Source organism: Sphingobium sp. FG125 (genome assembly GCF_057809795.1).
Map to the genome: position 1 here is coordinate 18186 of NZ_JBMDKQ010000021.1, position 20092 is coordinate 38277.

18 protein-coding genes are annotated in these 20092 nt (G+C 63.3%); all 18 read right to left on the bottom strand.

The genetic code is table 11. The features are described 5' to 3' along the window. Positions 1-6: 6 nt before the first annotated feature. The gene (locus ACODSR_RS17205) at positions 7-1143 is read right to left on the bottom strand and encodes an NAD(P)/FAD-dependent oxidoreductase (RefSeq protein ID WP_489077852.1); all 1137 of its coding nucleotides are present in this window, start codon (positions 1141-1143) and stop codon (positions 7-9) included. Next, a complete protein-coding gene (locus tag ACODSR_RS17210; protein ID WP_489077853.1) occupies positions 1140-2513 on the bottom strand; it encodes an FAD/NAD(P)-dependent oxidoreductase in 1374 nt (457 codons plus the stop codon). The genes ACODSR_RS17205 and ACODSR_RS17210 overlap by 4 nt, the downstream gene beginning before the upstream one ends. Next, on the bottom strand, positions 2495-2800 hold the full coding sequence (locus ACODSR_RS17215; RefSeq protein ID WP_489077854.1) for a (2Fe-2S)-binding protein: 306 nt from the start codon (positions 2798-2800) through the stop codon (positions 2495-2497). Before ACODSR_RS17215 ends, ACODSR_RS17210 begins: the two co-directional genes overlap by 19 nt. Beyond that, a complete protein-coding gene (locus tag ACODSR_RS17220; protein WP_489077855.1) occupies positions 2797-4605 on the bottom strand; it encodes an ABC transporter ATP-binding protein in 1809 nt (602 codons plus the stop codon). The genes ACODSR_RS17215 and ACODSR_RS17220 overlap by 4 nt, the downstream gene beginning before the upstream one ends. Beyond that, positions 4602-5447 carry an ABC transporter permease gene (locus tag ACODSR_RS17225; RefSeq protein WP_489077856.1) on the bottom strand — a complete coding sequence of 282 codons (846 nt, stop codon included), beginning with the start codon at positions 5445-5447 and terminating at the stop codon, positions 4602-4604. Before ACODSR_RS17225 ends, ACODSR_RS17220 begins: the two co-directional genes overlap by 4 nt. Further along, the gene (locus ACODSR_RS17230; RefSeq protein WP_489077857.1) at positions 5444-6424 is read right to left on the bottom strand and encodes an ABC transporter permease; all 981 of its coding nucleotides are present in this window, start codon (positions 6422-6424) and stop codon (positions 5444-5446) included. The genes ACODSR_RS17225 and ACODSR_RS17230 overlap by 4 nt, the downstream gene beginning before the upstream one ends. Beyond that, positions 6424-7968: an ABC transporter substrate-binding protein gene (locus ACODSR_RS17235; protein WP_489077858.1), complete on the bottom strand. Its 1545-nt coding sequence runs from the start codon at positions 7966-7968 to the stop codon at positions 6424-6426. The genes ACODSR_RS17230 and ACODSR_RS17235 overlap by 1 nt, the downstream gene beginning before the upstream one ends. Further along, positions 7965-9248 (bottom strand): NAD(P)/FAD-dependent oxidoreductase, encoded by a 1284-nt coding sequence (locus ACODSR_RS17240; RefSeq protein ID WP_489077859.1) that lies wholly within the window; start codon positions 9246-9248, stop codon positions 7965-7967. The genes ACODSR_RS17235 and ACODSR_RS17240 overlap by 4 nt, the downstream gene beginning before the upstream one ends. Before the next feature lie 7 nt (positions 9249-9255). Next, entirely contained in the window at positions 9256-9924 is a 669-nt protein-coding gene (locus ACODSR_RS17245) for a haloacid dehalogenase type II (protein ID WP_489077860.1), read from the bottom strand. A gap of 160 nt (positions 9925-10084) precedes the next feature. Further along, positions 10085-11011, bottom strand: coding sequence for a 2-hydroxyacid dehydrogenase (locus ACODSR_RS17250; RefSeq protein WP_489077861.1), 927 nt, complete (start codon positions 11009-11011; stop codon positions 10085-10087). Then, complete coding sequence (locus ACODSR_RS17255) at positions 11008-12054, bottom strand: PepSY-associated TM helix domain-containing protein (protein WP_489077862.1); 1047 nt, start codon at positions 12052-12054, stop codon at positions 11008-11010. The genes ACODSR_RS17250 and ACODSR_RS17255 overlap by 4 nt, the downstream gene beginning before the upstream one ends. A gap of 235 nt (positions 12055-12289) precedes the next feature. Then, positions 12290-14437: a TonB-dependent siderophore receptor gene (locus ACODSR_RS17260; protein ID WP_489077863.1), complete on the bottom strand. Its 2148-nt coding sequence runs from the start codon at positions 14435-14437 to the stop codon at positions 12290-12292. Between the two features lie 314 nt (positions 14438-14751). After that, on the bottom strand, positions 14752-15966 hold the full coding sequence (locus tag ACODSR_RS17265) for an acetyltransferase domain-containing protein (protein ID WP_489077864.1): 1215 nt from the start codon (positions 15964-15966) through the stop codon (positions 14752-14754). 23 nt (positions 15967-15989) lie between these two features. Then, complete coding sequence (locus ACODSR_RS17270; protein WP_489077865.1) at positions 15990-16589, bottom strand: hypothetical protein; 600 nt, start codon at positions 16587-16589, stop codon at positions 15990-15992. A 1-nt stretch (position 16590) separates the two neighbouring features. Then, the gene (locus tag ACODSR_RS17275) at positions 16591-17319 is read right to left on the bottom strand and encodes a HupE/UreJ family protein (RefSeq protein WP_489077866.1); all 729 of its coding nucleotides are present in this window, start codon (positions 17317-17319) and stop codon (positions 16591-16593) included. Between the two features lie 10 nt (positions 17320-17329). Beyond that, positions 17330-17710 (bottom strand): hypothetical protein, encoded by a 381-nt coding sequence (locus ACODSR_RS17280; RefSeq protein WP_489077867.1) that lies wholly within the window; start codon positions 17708-17710, stop codon positions 17330-17332. A 26-nt stretch (positions 17711-17736) separates the two neighbouring features. Further along, positions 17737-18480: a DUF4198 domain-containing protein gene (locus ACODSR_RS17285; protein WP_489077868.1), complete on the bottom strand. Its 744-nt coding sequence runs from the start codon at positions 18478-18480 to the stop codon at positions 17737-17739. A gap of 167 nt (positions 18481-18647) precedes the next feature. Continuing rightward, positions 18648-20066 (bottom strand): aldehyde dehydrogenase family protein, encoded by a 1419-nt coding sequence (locus ACODSR_RS17290; RefSeq protein ID WP_489077869.1) that lies wholly within the window; start codon positions 20064-20066, stop codon positions 18648-18650. Between the last annotated feature and the right edge of the window lie 26 nt (positions 20067-20092).

Below are 20092 nucleotides of genomic sequence, written 5' to 3' on the forward strand. Positions count from 1 at the left end.
TCGTTGTCAGGTCGGCGTGGCGAAGCGTTCGATGCGATAGGGCGCGATCGGAATGTCGGTCGCCCCCTTGGCGATGATCTCCGCCATTGTTTCGCCCACGCCCGGCCCGATCTGAAATCCCGACCCGGAAAAGCCGAACGCATAATAAAGCCCGCTGGTCGTCGCGCTCGGTCCCATCACCGGCTGGCTGTCGGGCATATAACCCTCGATCCCGGACCAGACGCGGATGATGTTGAGCTTCCCCAACGACGGGGCCAGCCGCCTGATATGCTTCAACTGGCTCAGCGTGTTCTGCGGTTCGACATAGGCGCGATACTGGTCGGGGAAGGATGGTCCCCGCGTGCTGCCGCCCAGAACGATATTGCCGCGCGCAACCTGCCGAAAATAGACGGTCTCCTCTTCCACTGGCGTCATCACACCAACCGCTGGCAAAATCCCGTAAGGCACCGGTTCGGTCACGCTCATGTTCGGGCCTTTGGGCGTGATCGGCACCGGCTCGCCAAATTGCGACGACAGCGCATTGCCCCAGGCGCCTGCCGTCACCAGCAGGATGGGTGCGCGGAACGTCCGCCCGTCTGCGGCGGTGACGATGAAATCCTCGCCCACCTTCTGCGCATCCACGATCTTCGTATTTTCATGGATCACCGCGCCCAGCCGCGCCGCCGCCCGCGCAAAGGCGGGCGCGGCCAGTCGTGGGTTGGCATGGCCGTCACTCGCCGAATAGGAACCGGCCAGTACGTCCGGCCCAAAAAAGGGGAATTTGTCGCGCAGCGCGTTGCCGCTCAGCAATTCCAGCTCCAGCCCCTCCTCGCGCGCCTTGGCGGCATAGTCCTCCATCGACCCCACCAGTTCGGGCCGCTCACGGTAACAGACGCGGATATGGCCGGACTGGAGATATTCGACATCCGCCCCCAGCAATTCGCGCGATTGCCGCCAGATGGCGATAGCGCGATTGGCCAGCGGCAACTGGTGAATAGGCCGCCCCTGCCGCCGCACATTGCCGAAATTGGTGCCGCTCGCCTGCCGCCCGATCAGGTCGGTTTCCAGCAGGGTGACCGACAGGCCATGGCCGCGCAGGAACAAGGCCGCCGATGATCCCATCAGCCCGCCGCCCACGATGATGACGTCGCTGGCCGCGCTCATTGTTCATCCCCAATCGCAATGGTCAGCGGCTTGACCGGCGCCTGTCCGCGCAATCGCCCGACCTGCTCGACCGGCACGCCTGCTTCCGCCGCGATCAGCTCCGCCGCCGCCAGCCCGCAATAGCGCCCCTGGCAGCGTCCCATGCCGACCCGACTGAACGCCTTGGCCCGGTTCGCCTCCTGCGCGCCGGTTTCGCGCATGACGCCGCGCAGGTCGCCCGCCGTCACCCCCTCGCACCGGCACAGAATGGCGTCGTCAGGCAATTGCGATGCTTGTTCTGAAGGCCATGGAAAGGCTGTCGCCAATCCCCGCGCAAATTTGGCATAGGTGCCGACATCGCCGCGCAGCGACGTTATCTCGCCCTTGTCGACGGGCAGCCCCAGATCGCCCAGTGCCGCCAGCGCCGCCAGCCGTCCGCTGGCTTCCGCCGACCGCGCGCCCAATATTTTCGCGCCATCGCCCGCCAGATAGACGCCAGCGACACTCGACCGCCCGTCACCGTCCCGCTCCGGCAGCCATTGCCGCGTTGCAGAATCAAAGGCGAAGGCACAGCGCGCCAGATCGGCCAGCTGGGTTTCCGGCCGTAGATGATGCCCCATCGCCACCGCGTCGCAGGTAATCTCCTGCTCGGCACCCGCCCCCGTGCGAAAACGGACGCCACTCACGCCACTCTCGGCCTGACCGACGATTTCCAATGGCTTGACGCTATTATGCACGGTCACGCCCGCGCGCTTGAGCTTCATGGTCAGCAACACGCCATTCCACAACACGGACGGCACCGCCAGCAGATCGGGCAGCGCCCTGATCCGCGCGCTATAGGGCGCGGTATCCAGCACCGCGACGACGTTCGCGCCCGCCTCGACATATTGGCTGGCGACCAGATACAGCAGCGGTCCCGATCCCATGAACACGACCTTATGTCCGATCGACACCGCCTGCGACTTCAAAGCCACCTGCGATCCGCCTAGGCTATAGCTACCTGCAAATTGCCAGCCCTTGACCGGCATCAACCGGTCGGTCGCCCCGGTGCAGAGCAACAGCGCATCGAACGGCAGCGTGTCCGCATATGTCTGGCTCACTGTCCAGACTTGCCCGCCCGATATGTTCCACACCAATGTTTCAGGCCGATAATCGACCGCGCCCTTCAGCCCGTCGAACGTTTCGTGCAATGCCTGCGCCCGCCCGGCTTCGCTGCCGTAAAGTTTGGCATAGGGCCGGGTGAAATTGTCGGGCTGGCGGCGATAAATCTGCCCGCCATCGCGCCGCCCTTCGTCCAGCACGATCGGGCGAACCCCCGCCTGCACGCACGCTTCCGCCGCGCGGGTGCCGGCTGGTCCGGCACCGACGATGATTATGCGTGGTTCGGCCATGATGCCTCCGGCTGGCTGGTCAGGATGCGCTGGCCCGTTGCGGCCAGTGTCGAACAGGCGCGCAGGCGATCGCCACTTTCGGTCCACACCCAGCAATCCTGGCAGGCGCCCATCAGGCAGAAACCCGCGCGCTTCTCCGGCCCGAACTCCGACTGACGCAGCACGCCGCCGTGGCTCAGCAGCGCGACCATCAACGTGTCACCCTCCAGTGCGTCCACGGGCGCACCATCGACATGCACAGTGATGGCGGGACGATCGGTTTCGCCCAGTCGAACGAAGCGGCTCATAAGGGACACAAGCTTTCATCTCCATGATGGCACAATATCTGGCTGCCCTTGTTCAGCGGGCGGCGGGGCGGGGGGGTGGTGTTGCACAGCCCATCCACCCGCGCGGCGCAACGCGGCAGGAAACGGCACAGGTCAGGATGATCACCTGGCCCCCCAATCGGCGGCGGCGCGGCCCCGGCATGGCTTTCCTCCAGCCAGCCCGCGCGCATTTCCGGCACGGACCCGATCAGCAGGTCGGTGTAAGGATGGAAGGGCGCAACCCCGAAAGCGGCGCGCGGTCCCGTCTCCACCATCGTGCCGGAATAAAGGACGAGGATGTCGTCGCAAATCGCCCGCACCGTCGAAATATCATGGCTGATGAACATGGTCGCGATGCCCAGTTCCCGGCGCAACTCCGCCATCAGCTCCAATATCGCCGCGCCCACTACCGTATCCAGTGCCGACGTTACCTCGTCGCACAGGATCAGTTGCGGATCGGCGGCCAGCGCGCGCGCCAGATTGATCCGTTGCTTCTGCCCGCCCGACAGCCCACCGATCGGCCGGTCGATCAGGGACGCGGGCAGGCGAATAAGGTCCAGCAGTTCCAGCACCCGCATCCGCGCGGCATTGCCTTTCAAGCCATGGTAAAAGGCCAGCGGCCGCGCCAGTATCCGCCCGACGCTATGCGCGGGATTAAGCGCCGTGTCGGCGTTCTGAAATACCAGCTGAACCCGGCGAAACTGATCGCGACTGCGCCCTTGCAACCCCGGCGGCAGCGCTTCGCCATCCAGCAGCACCTGCCCGCTGGCGGGTGGCAGCAGCCCGGCGATGACCCGTGCGATGGTGGATTTGCCCGACCCGCTTTCGCCGATCACGCCCAACGTCGCGCCCCGCTCGATCGTCAGGTTGATGTCGCGCAGTACCGGAATGCGCGGACGGCCATCCTTGCCGATCTTGCCATAGCCCGCCGTCATGCCCCGGATTTCCAGCAGCGGCGCAGCGGGCAGGGCGATTTTTTCGGGCGCTGGGCGGATCGCGGGACGCGCCGCCGCCATCAGCGTTTTGGTATAGTCGTCGGCAGGCGCATGGAGGATCTGCGCTGCCGCCCCGGCCTCGCGGATGCGCCCCTGGCTCAGCACCACAATCTGGTCCGCCATCTGCGCCACAACCGCCAGATCATGCGACACATAGATGGCGGTTGCCCCGCGTTCCAGCACCACCGCCTTGAACGCGCGCAGCACCTCAATCTGTGTCGTCACGTCCAGCGCCGTGGTCGGCTCGTCCAATATCACCAGTTCGGGGTCAGTGATCAGCGCCATCGCCGCCATCAGGCGCTGCAACTGGCCGCCCGACAATTGATGCGGGTAACGCGCGCCGATCGTGTCGGGGGAGGGCAGGGCGAGCGCGCGGAACAGCTCGACCGCCTTGGCCTCCGCCTGCGCGCGCGGCATCAGGTCATGGATCAGCGCGGGTTCGATCACCTGATCCATGATCGTGCGCGACGGGTTGAACGCCGACGCGGCACTTTGCGCGATATAGGCGATGCGATTGCCGCGCAGCTGTGCCAGCGCGCCGCGATCCAGCTTGGTCAGGTCAAGCTCGCCCACGCGGATCGAGCCGCCCGCAATCGTCGCGCCGGGCCGCGCATGGCCCAGCAGGGTCAGCGCGATTGTCGTCTTGCCCGACCCGCTCTCGCCGATCAGCGCCAGCACTTCGCCGCGCTTCAACGCAAAATCAATGCCGCTGACGATAGGGAATATCTCCCCCGCCGCATTGCGCGCGGTGACGGTCAGGCCTTTCACTTCAACATGGGGCACCGCGCTCATCGGCCTTTCCCCTTGCCCGAAAAGCCGATTGCGTCGATCAACAGGTTCACCCCCACGGTCAGTGTCGCAATCGCGATGGCGGGCGCCAAAATCGCCAGCGCCCCTTCGCCCAACCCCGAAATATTCTCCCGCACCAGCGACCCCAGATCGGCGTCGGGCGGCTGGACGCCAAGGCCGAGGAACGACAGCCCCGACAGCAGCAGCACGATGAACACGAAGCGCAGCCCGAAATCAGCCAGCAGCGGGTGGATCATATTGGGCAATATTTCGGCGATGGCGATGTGAAACCGCCCTTCGCCCCGCGCCCGCGCCACCTGCACATAATCCATCTGCGCCAGATTGACCGCCAGCGCCCGTGCGATCCGGTAATTGCCCGGCACATAGGTGAAGGCCGCAATCAGCAGCAGCAATCCCAGCGACGATCCGAACGCCGCGACCAGCACCAGCGAGAATATCTTGGACGGGATCGAAATCAGCATGTCCATGAAGCGGGACAGGGGTTCATCCACCTTCGCCCCGCCTACCGCCGCAGTCAGCGCCAGCGCGGTGCCGGTCGTGCTGGCGAGCAACGCCGCCGCCGCGGCCAGCCCCACAGTATAGCGCGCGCCTGACAGCAACCGGCTCAGCACATCGCGGCCCAGATAGTCGCTACCCAGCCAGTGCTTGGCCGACTGGCCGTCGAACACGTCATAGGCGACGAAAGCGCCGACCGGATAGGGGGCCAGCATCGGCCCGAACAGAGCGACAGCCAGCCAGAAAACGACCAGCGCCAGTCCCACCTTGCCCGACAGCGGGAGCATCTTCATTTGGGCTTTCGCCCGTTGAAAAGCATTACCCATCATTGCGCCCGCAGCCTGGGGTTGGCCAGGATCGCGGTGACATCCGCGATCAGCATCAGGATGAGATAGGCGGCGCAGAAAATCATCGCGCAGGCCTGTAACAACGGCATGTCGCGGCTGGTGACGGCATTGACCATCAAGCTCGCTAGCCCCGGATAGTTGAAGATGGTTTCCACGATCACCGCCCCGCCCAGCAGGTAGGACAGGCTGAGCGCCATCGCATTGACGATCGGCGCGATGGCGTTGGGCATGATGTGCTTCAGGACGATCCGCACCGGCGCGACGCCTTTCAGCACCGCCATTTCGACATAAGGCCGGTCCATCTGGTCGATCACTGCCGCTCGCGTCATCCGCGCCATTTGGGCAATGACGATGATGCTCAGCGTCAGGATCGGCATCGCCACCCCGCGCAGATAATCGCCCCATCCCATATCGCTCGATGCCATCGCGATCGACGGCAACCAGCGCAGCTTGACCGAAAAAATCAGCACGGCGATCGTCGCCACCAGAAATTCCGGCACCGCAACCATCGATAGGGTGACGATGTTGAGAGCCCGGTCGATCCGTCCGCCCCGGTTCATCGCCGATCCAATGCCGATCGCCAGCGCGACCGGCACCGCGACCAGCGCACTCAGCGCGGCCAGCAAAAGGCTGTTGGGCAGCCGCTCGGCAATCACTTCGGACACCGGCATGTTGGCGACCAGAGACTGGCCCGGATCGCCGCTCGCCATGCCCGCCAACCAGCTGACATAACGGACATGGGCCGGGCGATCGAGACCCATTTCATGGCGCAGCGCCGCGACCTGTTCCGGCGTGGCGCTCTGCCCCAGCGCTTCCTGCGCCGCGTCGCCAGGCAGCAGTTGCGCGATCACGAAGATCGTCAGCGACACCAGCAGCAGCGTCAGCAGCGACGACGCGAAGCGCTTGCCCATCAGGGTAAGCGCGGCCTTCATGCCGCTTTGGGAGGATGCGCCCGCCATCAGCCTTCCCACCACACATGCTCGGCGAACTGATAGCCCATGAGGCCGCCCAGCGAGACGGGATATAGCCCCTTCAACCGCCGGTCATAGCCGTCGATCAGGCTGATGAACACGGGGATGCCGACGCCGCAATGCTGACGGACCAGCCCCTGCATTTCGCCATAAAGCTGCTTGCGCCGTGCCTGATCGGCCTCGCCCCGCGCATCCAGCAACAGCCGGTCGAAACGCGGATTCTTCCATCCGCTTTCGTTCCAGGCTGCGTCGGATTTGTAGAACAGGCTGAACAGCAGGTCGGCGGTCGGACGCGGGTTGGTGTTGCCGAAGCCCAGCGGATGCTTCATCCAGTGGGTCGACCAATATCCATCGCCCGGCACCCGGTTGACCGCCAGCTTCAAACCCACGCGCGACCCATATTCCTGCAATATCGACGCCATGTCGACCGATCCGTCCGCCGCTGGCGACGCATAGACCGGCAGCCGCACGCCGGTCAGGCCTGCCCGCTGCAAATGCCAACGCGCCTTGTCCAGATCGAGCGACGTTTGCGGCAGGTCGGCGCGATAATAGGGGTGGAACGGGGGGATCGGATGATCATTGCCGATCGTCGCATAGCCGCGATACAGCGCCCGCTTGATCAGCGGCCGGTCGAGCAGATATTTCATCGCCGCGACAAAATGCGGATTGCCGGTCGGCAACTGGTCCTGCCGCATGATCAGGTTGGTGTAGAGGCCCGACTGGGTTTCCAGCAGCGCGTGGCCACGCGACGCCATGACCCGCTTGGTCGATCGCGGGTTGACTGCAATCACGAGCTGGACGTCGCCCGACAGCAGGGCATTGACCCGGCTGACCTCGTCGGGAATCCCGATCAGCTCGATCTCGTCCAGATAGGGTCTGCCCGGTTTCCAGAAATTGGGATTGCGCCGCGCCAGCGTCCGCACACCCGGTCGGAACTGCGCGCACATATAGGGACCGGTGCCGTTGGCGGTGCGAAAATCGCGCGTACCCGCCCGCAGGATCAGGAAATGGGACTGCGCCAATATCGTCGGCAGATCGGCATTGGGTCCGGTCAGGCGGATGGTCAGATCATGCCGCCCGGTCGCTTTCACCTGCGCGAACTGCTCGGCGATCTGCGCCATCTTGGACCCGGTGGCCGCATCCTTGTGGCGCAGCAGCGACCAGACCACATCGGCGGCGGTCAGCTCCGCGCCGTTATGGAATGTCACGCCCCTGCGCAACCGCACATGCCAGTTGATCTGGTCCGCGCTCTCCATCCGCTCTGCCAGCGCCGGGCGGGGGACGAGGTTACGATCGAGCTGGGTCAGCCCGCTGTAAAACATATAATGGCGGACATAGTCGGTCGACAGCGCACCCTTGGCCGGATCGAGCGTGTCGGCGGTCGAGCTGGACAGGCTGGCAACACGGATGCGCCCGCCCACGCGCGGCTTGCTGGCCGCCAGCGCGCCATCGGGCAGCAGCAGCCCGGCCCCAAGGCCAAGCCCCGCACCGATCAAGTCCCGGCGGGAAAAGGGCGAAAGCATATCGCTCAATGGATCACATCCTGCCATTTATACCATAGACCCACCAGCGGCAGGAACCAGGGCTTGCCGAAATGACCCGGCACGCTCGGCCAGTCCAGATCGGCCCAGGGATTGGCATCGCGTTCGCCGCTCATCACCCGCGCCATCTGTTGACCCATATGGGTCGCCATCTGCACGCCATGGCCGCTATAGCCCATGGAATAATACAACCCGTCCGTCTCGCCCGCGCGCGGCAGCCGGTCGGCGGTCAGGTCCACCATCCCGCCCCACACATGGCCGACGCCCACGCCCTTCAACGCCGGGAAAATCGCGCCCAGCGTTTCCTCAAGGATGCGTCCACTCTTCCTGTCCGACCGGGGATCGCTGATCGCAAAGCGCGCCCGCCCGCCAAAGATCAGGCGGTTGTCGGGAGCCAGGCGGAAATAATTGCCGATATTCTGGCTGGTCACATAATTGCGCCGCCCCGGCAGCAGGCGCTCGATCAGCGCATCGTCCAACGGCTCGGTCGCGATCACGAAGCTGCCGACCGACACGATCCGGCGACGGAAGAAACCGAACGGCGTAGCCGCAGGCGCACCGCCGGTCGCGACCAGCACCTGCTTGGCATCGACGGTCCCCCGCGATGACGTAACCCGCCAGCCGGCCGGCAACCGATCAAGCCCTGTGACCTCGGCCCCCTCGAAAATTCGCGCGCCAGCCCGCGCCGCCGCCTCGGCCAGCCCGACACCGAACCGAGCGGGATGAATCTGCGCGCTCGTCGTCTGGATCAGCGCGCCGTGAAAAGCGTCGGACCCGACTTCCTCACGGATGCGCTCCGGCGGCAACAACCGGACATTCTCGTCCACTTCGGCGGCCAGCAGGTCATGGGCGCGCACCAGCTTGTCATAATGGGCCGGCTTGGCCGCCAGCTTCACCCGGCCACAGCGCGTGAAATTGCAGTCAATCCCTTCATCTCGCGCCAGCCGCTCGACCGTATCGACCGCATCGCAATGCGCCCGATACCAGGCTTTGGCGACCTTTTGGCCAAACTTGGCCGACAAGGCGCCATAGTCATGCGCGGTGCCATTGTTGCACTGGCCGCCATTGCGCCCGGACGCTTCGCCCACGACTTGTCCGGCCTCCAGCAGCACGACGCTCGCGCCGCGCTTCGCCAGCGCCAGCGCCGCCGACAGGCCGGTAAAGCCGCCGCCGATAATGGCGACATCGGCCGATCCGTCGACCCCGCCCTCCGCCCCGCCGGTAAAGGCCGGGGCGCTGGCGAGCCAGTAGGAGAGGGGGGAGGCGCTCATCGCCTGATCAGAGACCCACGACCGCGGGCAGGCAACCGATATGCGGGATTTCGACATCGCGATAGAAGGCATTGGACGGCTCATGCCCACGCCCCACGAACACGCGGCAGCCAAAATGCAGGTCGGTCGCCGTATTCTGGTCATAACGGAAGCTGGACGATACGTGCATCATATCCTCCGGGTTCGCGCCCAGCTGATCGAACATATATTCAAACGCCTGCATCCGTGGCTTGTAGGCCTGCGCCATTTGCGCGGTATAGACCGCGTGGAACGGCGCGCCCAGCATCCCGACATTATGATGAATCTGGTCGTTCATCGCGTTGGACAGGATGACGAGCGGAATCTTGTCGCCAATCTTGGAAAGGCCACCGGCGACATCGTCATGCGGACCCCAGGTCGGCACGGCGGCATAGACCGCATCGGCGTCCGCCTCATTATAGGCCACGCCCCATTTCTGGCACGTCCGGCGCAGCGAGTTGCGGATGATTTCCTGATAAGGTTCCCATGGCCCCATCACCTGGTCGAAGCGATAGGCGCTCCAGTCCTTGCAAAAGGCGGGCAGTTTTTCCGCGTCGATGCGATCGGCCATGAAGGCGGTCGCCATCTCGGTCATGCGGAAACGGGTGAGCGTGCCATAGCAGTCGAAACTGATATATTTGGGCCGGAAATTGGGCATCGGCGGATCGTCCTTTGCGGGTTCTCAAAAGGTCGGCCTGGTGGCCATGTGACTGGCATATTACGACATGGGCGCACCGGAACATGAAGCCCATTTCTGTGGGCGCGGGCGCATATATGGGGCTTTTATCGCCACCCATTCGGCATAGATTGCCGCGCCCTCAATAGCCACGGTCGCGCGCGACTTCGCCCTCCATCGGCGCGCCGGATTGGTGGCGGCGGATATTGGCGATCAGCGCGCGTGCGGCGCTGTCCGCGCGGGTCATGCTGGCGACATGGGGGGTCATGATGATGCGCGGATGCGCCCAGAATGCATGGCCTTGCGGCAGTGGTTCGGGGTCGAACACGTCCAGCACCGCGCCCGACAGATGCCCTTCGTCCAGCAGCGACAGCAGATCCTGCTCCACCAGATGCCCGCCCCGTCCGACATTGATCAGGCCCGCCCCGCGTGGCAGCTGCGCCAGCACCTCCCGGCACAAAATGCCGCGCGTCTCGTCGGTCAACGGCAACAGGCAAATCAGCATGTCGCAGCCTGACAGGAATTCGGGCAAAGCCGCAGCGCCCGCAAAACATTCCACGCCTTCCACAATGTGGGCCGACCGGCTCCACCCCGACAGCGGAAAACCGAATGGCCGCAATGCCCCCAGCACCGCCTGCCCCAGATTGCCCAGCCCCATCACGCCGATGCGGCGCTGGCTGGCGGGCGTCAGCTTGATCGGCGCCCAGCGCCCCTCGCGCTGCGCGATCCCATGGTCGATCAGATTACGATGCAGCGCCAGCACCGCCATCGTGACATATTCGACCATGCCCTGCGCAATCCCCGGCTCGATCATCCGCACGATGCGGACATGGGGCGGCAGGCGGGACATATCGAACTGGTCGATCCCCGCACCGATCGAAAACAGCACTTCCAGTGCGGGCAATGTCGCGATCAATTCCACCGATGGATTCCACGCCGCCAGATAGCGGATCGTGGCGGGATCAGGGGCGTCCGCCGGATCGGCAAAGCCAATGTCCGCCGCTTCATCAGCGAAAATCCCGCGCCAGATGCGGCCACGTTCGGGATCGGAGGTATAGAGCAGGGTCATGACACAGACTTTCGCGCGGAAGCGGGGCGGCGGGCGCGCTGAGCCTGCCACCACATAAGAGGACCGGAAACGCACAGCGCGGTCAATGCCAGCGCGACGACCAGCAACAGTGCTTTACCAATAGCGCCAAAGGCATCGCCCGCATGAAGCGGCAGAACGGTCATCCATAGCGCCTTGTTATGATCCGCACGGATCGCGCTGACGATGCGCGGCTGCGCCAGCGTCACGATGACACGATGGATCGCACGCGCATTACGCTCCGGCGCATGAAAATTGACGATCAACCGGTCGCCATCGATCCGCAGGTCGCGCAATGCGGCATCGGGAAAGGCGGTCTGCGCCAGCGTCAGGCTACGGTCGATCGCAGCGGCCGATGCGGCGGACGGCGCACTCGCGGCGCCGCTCCCCAATAATTCGGGCACTGCCAGCAACAGGCCCGTCGTCGCCATGAACAGCAGGATCGCACTCAGCACGACGCCTGCCGTGCGATGGCATTGGCGCAGCACCAATCGGGGCGACAATGTCCAGCGTATCGCCAGCGCCTTGCCCATCTTGCCGCGCTTTGGCCACCAATAGGCAAGCCCGCTCACGACCATCGCCAGCAAGGCAATGCCGTTCAGTACGACTACAGCCATGCCCACCTTGCCCGCCATCAACTGATAGTGGATTTGCAGCGCGGCCTCGACCGGAAAGGCAAACACACCGCCGGACCGCGTCACTGCGCCGCCCGCCGGATCGACCGACGCATAGCGTAGCGCGCCGTCGCGATCGCCCAGTTGCGCGAACCAGGTCGCTCCGTCCACATCGGGCGCAAACAGCCGCGTCACCGTAAAGCCCGCCGCCGCTCGGTTTGCTTGCACGACCGCTTCGCCGACTGAAATCTCCGGTCCCGCGCCGCCTCCTGTCATCGCGACCGGATCGATCAGCCGCGCTAACGGCCCGCGATAGACCAGCATCGCCCCGCTCAGCGCCTGCACCAGCAGAAACGCCGCCATGGCCAGGCCGATGATCCGGTGCAGGCGCAACATCAGCGCGCGGTTCATGGGGCATCCCTCAAAAACGAAAAGGGCCGCCAACGACAGGAGGAGGAGTGTCGTTGGCGGCCCGGAATGGAAGGCGCGAACGCCTCCCCGGCACTTGTCCATGGCTCCTCCCCCTTGAGGGGGAGGTTGGGTGGGGGTGTGCTGCCGCCGATGTGGACGCTAGGCTTCGCCTCGCTCCCCGTTCCCCCAACGCCTCCCCGCCGGGGAGGGGAGCCATAAGCATCGCGCCGTGATGTTAGAAGTTGAACGTACCGCGCACCGTGAAGGAACGGGGCGTCCCCGGCTGCACCCACAGTGACGCATAGGAGCTGGCATAATATTTCTTGTCGAACAGATTATCGACATTGGCCGACAGCTTGAACTGGTCATTGATCGTTACCGATCCCAGCAGCTTGGCGATGGTGTAGCTGGGCAGGAAGAATTTTGTCGCCGTTTCGCCCAGACGCTTGCCGACATGGCTGACACCACCACCCAGCATCGCTTCATGATCGCCGATCGAGAAATTCTTGAACAGTAGGATATTGCCCTGATGCTTGGGAATGTTGACCAGCGGATCGCCCTTCAGGATCGGGGCGCCGAAATTGGGATCCAATACGTTGGTGGCCCAGCCCGCATCGGTATAGGCATAGGTCAGGAACAGCTCGAACCCGGCGGGCAGCTTGGCATTCATATCGAATTCGATGCCCTTGCTGTCCGCCCCGCCCACTGGCTTGGAAAAGCCCGCATTGACCGGATCGGTCGACAGCACGTTGGTCTTTTCCATCTTGTAGAGCGACAGGGTGCTGGTGATCTTGCCGTCGGTGGTCACGAACTTCGCACCCACTTCATAGCTTTTGCTGATTTCCGGCGCGAAGGGCTGGCCGTCGAACCCCACGCCGCTGTTGGGGCGGAAGCCCTTGCCATAGCTGGCATAGAGCGAAACGGTGCTGGTCGGCTCAAACACCAGACCTGCCATCGGGCTGAACTTGGTGTAGCTCTTGTTCGGATTGGTGCCGTTCAGGCGCAGGTCGATGTCCTGGCTGAAATGATCGTAGCGGCCACCGAAGCGCACCTTGAACTGCGGCGTGATCTCGATCTGGTCCTGCGCATAAATGCCCCAGGCCTTCTGCACTTCGGTCGAATTCTGGATCACCGCCGTCGGCGTTGGTGCAACGATATTATAGTTGGGCGTGAAAATGTCGATCGCATAGGACTGGTCCGCCGCGCTCGGACGATAGCGGGTCTGGAACGTGTCGATTTCAAACTTGTCCCAATCCGCGCCTATGCGGATATTGTGGATGATCGACCCGGTTTCCAGCTTGCCGCTGACTTCGCCACGGAACACCATGTGCGTCGTACTATAGTCGCGATAGCGACGCTGGCGGGACAGGGTGCGACCGTCATTGTCGATCCGCTGGCGGCTCAGCACCAGCTCAGGATCGCTCGAAAAGCCCTCGAACGTCGTGTCCTTATAGCCCGCGCCCAACATCACGACCCAGTCGTCGCTCAGGTCATGCTGCAACTGCGCCTGATGGCCGAGTACTTCCACCTCGATCGGACCGTCACCGGGATTGCCCAGGAAACGGGTGTTGGGAATCGCGCCCAGCGTATAGCCGCTGATCGTGCCATTGGCCGCCACGGTCGGGATCGCCACGACGCCGCGATCGAACGGCACTTCCTGGTTCACATATTCCAGTTCGTAGGTGAAGATTGTCTTGTCCGACAGCTTCGCCAGGAAGGACGGGTTCAGCACATATTTGCGCGTCTCCACCGTGTCGCGGAAGCTTTCGGCATTTTCGACCGCACCGGTCAGGCGAATGGCGACCGTGTCGGTGATGGGCAGATTATAGTCGCCCTCGACGCGATAAGTGTCCCATTTGCCGCCCGCGACCGAAAAGCTGCCGCCTTCCTTGAAGGTCGGCTTCTTGCTGACGATGTTGACCGTGCCGCCCGGCTCACCACGCCCGAACAGCGCCGAGTTCGGACCCTTGAGCACTTCGATCCGCTCGACGTTCGACGCATCGCGCGGGCCGCCATAGCCGCGACCACCGTTAAAGCCATTGACCAGGAAGCCGCTCGGAAAATTCTCATCCCCGGCAAAGCCGCGGATCGCGAAGCTGTCCCACAGACCACCAAAATTATTCTGCTTGGAAATGCCGCTCGCCAACTCCAGCGCGGTGTCCAGCCGCGTGATGTTCAGATCGTTGAGCAGCTTGCCTTCCAGAAACTGGACCGCCTGCGGGATTTCCTTGACCGGCGTGTCGCCGAAATATTGGCGCTTGAGGCCCGTGACGACGATGTCGCTGGTTTCGGCGGCGGGTGCCTGCGCGATCGCGGCAGTCGGCAACGCGATGGCGGCGGTGCTGGCAATCATCGCCAGACGGAATGTGGATGATGGTCGCATGATGAAATCCCCTTAAAAAATCGCTGTTCCGAACGTCCTGCGAAGCGGGGACCGGCGGGTCTTTTATGTCCGACGCGGACTGTTGTCCTGTCATCGGGTGCCGGGCCACGGGGTGTTTGTGCCACCTCTTCTTGCTGTTCAGGCTAGGATGAGTTCCAGACATATTCCGTCAAACTTGGCGCATAGGACGGCGCAAAATTGTGAATCGATGGTCGTTACGGCATTAAAATGCTGCGCCCGATTTTCGCAGCAAAGATGGCAAAACCGCCGAAAAATGGCCGCCTCCGTAATGGAGACGGCCATATGAACCGGTGTTAGAGATATTTCAGCCACCAGATATCCTTGCGCCGCTGTTTCAGCTGCGCGAACCAGCGGGTCGGAAAGTAAAGCGGCAGGATCAGCAGCGCGACCCAGATCCAAACGGTGGACAGATTATCGACCCCGAACACCGTTCCCTTGGTCGGCCCGTAGAGGACGAGCGCGACATTGTAGATCAGCTTCAAGACGTAGAGATGTAGGATGTAATAGAACATCGGCGCCCCGCCCAGCAGCGCCAGATGCGGCATCACTGTGCTATCCTCATATGTTTCGAACAAGGCCAGCAGCAGGCAGCCAGTGCCCACGGTCGGCATCAGGAACAGCAGGGATGGCGGATATTTGGTCAGCGCCAGAAAGCTCATCACCGTGCGCAGCGGCGTTTCGGCCACGAACCAGGGCTTGTCGCCGTAAAAATTGAGATAGCGGATCGCAACGAAACCCAGGATCAGCCCCAGCCCCAGCGTGACGAGACGGCGGATGCGCCGCTGCGGATCGCTCCCCTTGGCAAACCATGGCCCGCAGGCATAGCCAAGCAGGATGACGCCGATCCACGGCAACACCGGATAGGTGGTCTTGATCGCCGCACCGCCAAATTCAATCAACGACCGCTGGTGCAGGATCGCCCAGGCAACATAGCCCGGCTGATCTGCGGTCAGCCGAATGGGATCGAGCAGATTGTGGAGGCAGACGATCGCCAACCCTACGCCAAATTGCGCGGCGCGCGGCAGATGCAGCAGTGCCGCCAGCGCCACCATGGAAATGCCGATCGCCCAGATCACCTGCAACCAGATCGCCGTCGGCGGGAATGCGGGCGCCTGTGTCGGCCAGGCATAGCCAACCACGGTCATTTCCAGAAAGATCAGGAACAGCCCGCGCTTGAGCAGAAATTCCGAAACCTGACCCTTGCTGTGCGACTGGCCATAGAGCCAGGCCGACAGGCCGGTCAGCGCCACGAAGGTCGGCGCGCAAAAGGTGGATAGCAGCCGGGTGAAGAACAGCCCCGGATCGGTCGTGTTCGCATCGACCGGATCGGTCACCTGCAAATGCAGGAAAAATGTCTCGCGCACATGATCGACCAGCATGAACAGCATGACGAGGCCGCGCAGCGCGTCGATGGCGATCAATCGGGTGCGCGCCTTGGCCGCCGCGACAGGTGAGGCGGCGCTAGGGCTGTAGGCGGTGGGGGGCGCGTGGCCCGCAATGCTGCTCATAATCTGTCCCTCTATCCTCTGCTTCATGCGCCCTTGGGCTGGAAGAGATCCTTGTAGAAACCGGTGGTTTTTACCGTCACGGTCACGGGCGTGTCGCCCTTGTTGCGCCAGTACCAGCCATGGGTGCCGGCAAAAGGCGCGGTGAAACTGCCCTGCGCGCTGGTCTGTTCGCGCTCTTCCCAATAGCTGGTGAATTCACCCTCGGCGGCATCGGGCTTCTCGCCATGCATGTCGACCTTCACCGGCCCGCCGGTGGTGGTCCAGCTAAAGACGAAACTGTCGCCAGCCTGCATATGCGCCTTCACCTCCTGTCCGCTATGCGGCTCCAGGGTGATGGTCATGGTGTCCTGCCGCAGCGTGCCTGCGCGCGCGATGCTGGCCCCGGTCGGCATCGCCTGCGCGGCTGCAACGGGCGCGACAGCAGCTTGCGGCGTATCCGCCTTGACTGCGACCATGCCCGTCAACCCTAGCGCGGCGCCGACTCCCGTAGGGTCAATGCCATATTCGGCAGGCAGCACGAAAAGAGTCAGGATCGTCACGGCGGCGATCGCCGCGCCGCCGGTCGCCTTGGCCAGCGTGGCAGGCGACGGGGTGATGCGGGTGGGAAGCGCAGATGCTGTCATGTCATGCCCCTTGCGTAAAATAACCGGCCAGCTGGAAGCCGACCAGGACGAAGCCCGCCGTCATCAGCGCGGCATTGGCGAAAATGGCCGAGCGCTGGAAGTGCCCGCTCATCCGCCACAGGTTCATCAGCAACAGGATGACCGCCAGCGCAATGAACTGGCCCAGCTCGACCCCGACGTTGAAGCTAATGAGATTATATATCATTCCGTCTTTGGCCAGTGTCAACTCCTGCAATTTCGTCGCCAGACCAAAGCCATGGAAGAAACCGAAGATCAGCACCGCCGCCTTGGGATTGGGCGAAATGCCAAACCAGGTGCGGAATCCGTCCAGATTGTCGATCGCCTTATACACCACCGACAGGCCGATGATCGCGTCGATCAGAAAGGGGTTGGCGCGCATGTCGAGCAATACGCCCAGCAGCAGAGTCGTGCTGTGGCCGGTCGCGAACAAGGTGACGTAAACGCCGACATCCTTCATCCGGTAGAGGAAGAAAATCACCCCCGCCAAGAACAGCAGATGGTCATAGCCGGTGACCATATGTTTGGCCCCCAGATACATATAGGGGATGATATTGACGCCCGACGCGCCCTCGATGAAGGCCTTGTCATTCTCATCGACGCCATGCGCCAGCGCCGCCTGACTGAGCAGCGCAAACAATAGCGCTACCAGTAGCAGCGCGACCCGCCGCACGCCCAGAGAGAAAGACGGGGGGAGGGCCGCGCTGCGCATCGCCTGTTCCTTATTTCGCCACGAAGGTTGCGAAAATCTTGGCACCGCTCTTGTCGACCAGCGCGACGACCAGCTTGGCTCCCTTGGCGGTCTTGAATCCCGGCGCGGACAGCTTGTTGCCGCCTGCGGGCTTCAGCGCCGCCTCGGTCTTGGCCCCGGCGACGCTCTGGGTCAGCTTGGCGGTATAGCCTGCCGCTGCCAGTGGTTCATCCTCCTCGCTCAGATAGACGTCGACGCCCTTTGGCCCTGCGACCAGTTCCATCATCGTCTCACCCGACATCTGGACGAGGCCGCCATGCTGCGGCTTCATGCTGCCATGAGCGTGCAGCATCGCAGGTGCAGCAATCAGGGCGAGGGCGGCGAGGCCAGTACGGAAAAATGCGCTGTTCATGGGATCAAACTCCTCGGCAAATCGGATTATTCGGGCAGATGCGGCATGACGAACGACAGTGACGCGCGATATTCGACATGGTCGACCTTCGTCTTGTCGTCCGCCGGGCCGACATAGATGCCCATCAAGACGTTCAACCCCTGATTGCGCAGCGTGATGGTCGCCGTGCCGTCAGCACCCGTCTTGACGGCGGCTTCATCGGGGTCGTTGACATAATCGGTCATGACGGTGACGCCCGCCATCGGCTTGCCCTGATAGAGGGCGCGCACCTTCATTGGCTGTCCCATTTTCTGCGGGATGGATGGATCGACCGGAACGATCTGGAGCATATGGCCTGGGATCATCGGCAGCGCCTTGGTAGGCACCTGCGTCAAATGGACGGCATATTTCCAATTATGTTCGGCCAGTGCCGCCGTCGGCACCTCGTCACGGCCCTTATTATGCCATTCGCCATCGGGCGTCCGGCTCCACAGGCCATAATCCATGACTGCCGCGACGATCGTGACAGGCTCGTCGCTGTCCACGACTGGAATTGCGCCAGCCGCACGCAGCGACGTCGTCACCGGTGCGCCATCGGCATCATAACCGGTAACGGACTTGATCATCGGCAGCCGCTTGACTGCATCCAGATCGTCCGCGCCAACGCCATAGACCAGCGCGATCTGCCGCGCGCGCTGGGCGAACCAGATGCCATGGGCGGTTGCGGGGACGGCGGTGGCGATCAGGGTGGCAGCGGTAACGGCGGCAGTCACCATAGGAGCGAAACGCATAGGGAAGTTCCTCGACAAAGGGGGCCAATTCCTGGGTCGAGGCTATGATGACCGCGCGAACGAAAATTCCGAATACGTCATATGGGCGACGCGAAAATGTCAAAAAGAAAGGGCCGGAGGAGCGATCTGCTTCTCCGGCCCTTTTTACGCCCTATCAGGATAAAAGATCAGGCGTCGGCAAATTCCACCGAATTGACGATATGCGCCTGAGTATATTCCAGCAGCCCCGCTTCGCCCAGTTCCGCGCCAAGGCCGGACTGTTTCACGCCCCGGAACGGGATATTGGCGTCGATAGCCAGATGCTGGTTGACCCACACCGTGCCACTGTCGATCTTCATCGCGACCGCCGTGGCGCGGGCCAGATCCTTGCCCCACACCGTGCCGCCCAGCCCATATTCGCTATCATTCGCGCGCGCGATCACATCGTCGATATCGTCATATTTCAGCACCGGCAGCACCGGCCCGAACTGCTCTTCACGCACCAGCGGTGCATCATCGTCCAGATCGCGCACGATCGTGGGGGCAATGAAATAACCCGCCCGGTCGAGCGGCGCGCCACCGGTCATCACCGTGCCGCGGGTGCGGGCGTCCTCGATCAGGGCGTTGACCTTGTCGAACTGCATCTTGTTCTGCACCGGGCCGATCGTCGTCCCCTGCTTGGCCCCGTCATCGACGATCGCTTCATTGGCGAGCTTGGCCAGCTCATCGCAAAATTCGTCATACATGGGGGTGGGCACATAGGCGCGCTTGATCGCCACACAGATCTGCCCGGCATTGGTCATCGCGCCCTGATAGACTTTTTTTGCCGCTTGCTTGGCATCGACATCGTCCATCACGATCGCCGCGTCATTGCCGCCCAGTTCCAGCGTCACCCGCTTCACTGTGCCGGCCGACGATGCCATCACCTTCTTGCCGGTCGCGGTCGATCCGGTGAAGGCGACCTTGGCAATGTCAGGATGGCCGGTGATCAGCGCGCCCAGCTCATTCTGGTCGCACACGATGTTGAGCACGCCCGCCGGCAGGATCGCCTGCGCCAGTTCACCGAACAATAGCGTGGTCAGCGGCGTCGTCGGCGCGGGCTTGGCGATCATCGTGTTGCCGGTGACGAGGGCCGGACCCAGCTTGTTCATCAGCAGGATCAGCGGGAAATTCCACGGCGTGATCGACGCGACGACGCCCAGCGGGGTGCGATGTTCGACAACGCGGTTGCCGCCTTCGTCCTTCAGCACCTTGGGTTCGATGCGCATCGCGGCAAAACCGCGTAGCGTGAACACGCTGCCCATAATCTCATAGCCGGCCTGATCCAGCGGCTTGCCCTGTTCGGTGGTCAGCAGGCTGGCAAATTCCCCGATTCGCGCTTCCAGCGCGTCGGCGAGCTTATTGACCAGTGCGGCCCGTTCATCGACTGGCAGCGCTGACCATGCGGGCAGCGCACGCTTGGCGGCGGCCACAGCGCGCTCCAGCAGCGCCTCGTCGGCCTTGGGCGCGGATGCGAAGGCAGCGCCCGTCGCCGGGTTCACCACATCGAACATGCTGACGCCCGGCACCAGTTCGCCGTCGATCAACAGGCGGTATTCATGATCCATTATCGCTCTCCTTGACTGCAAGTCCT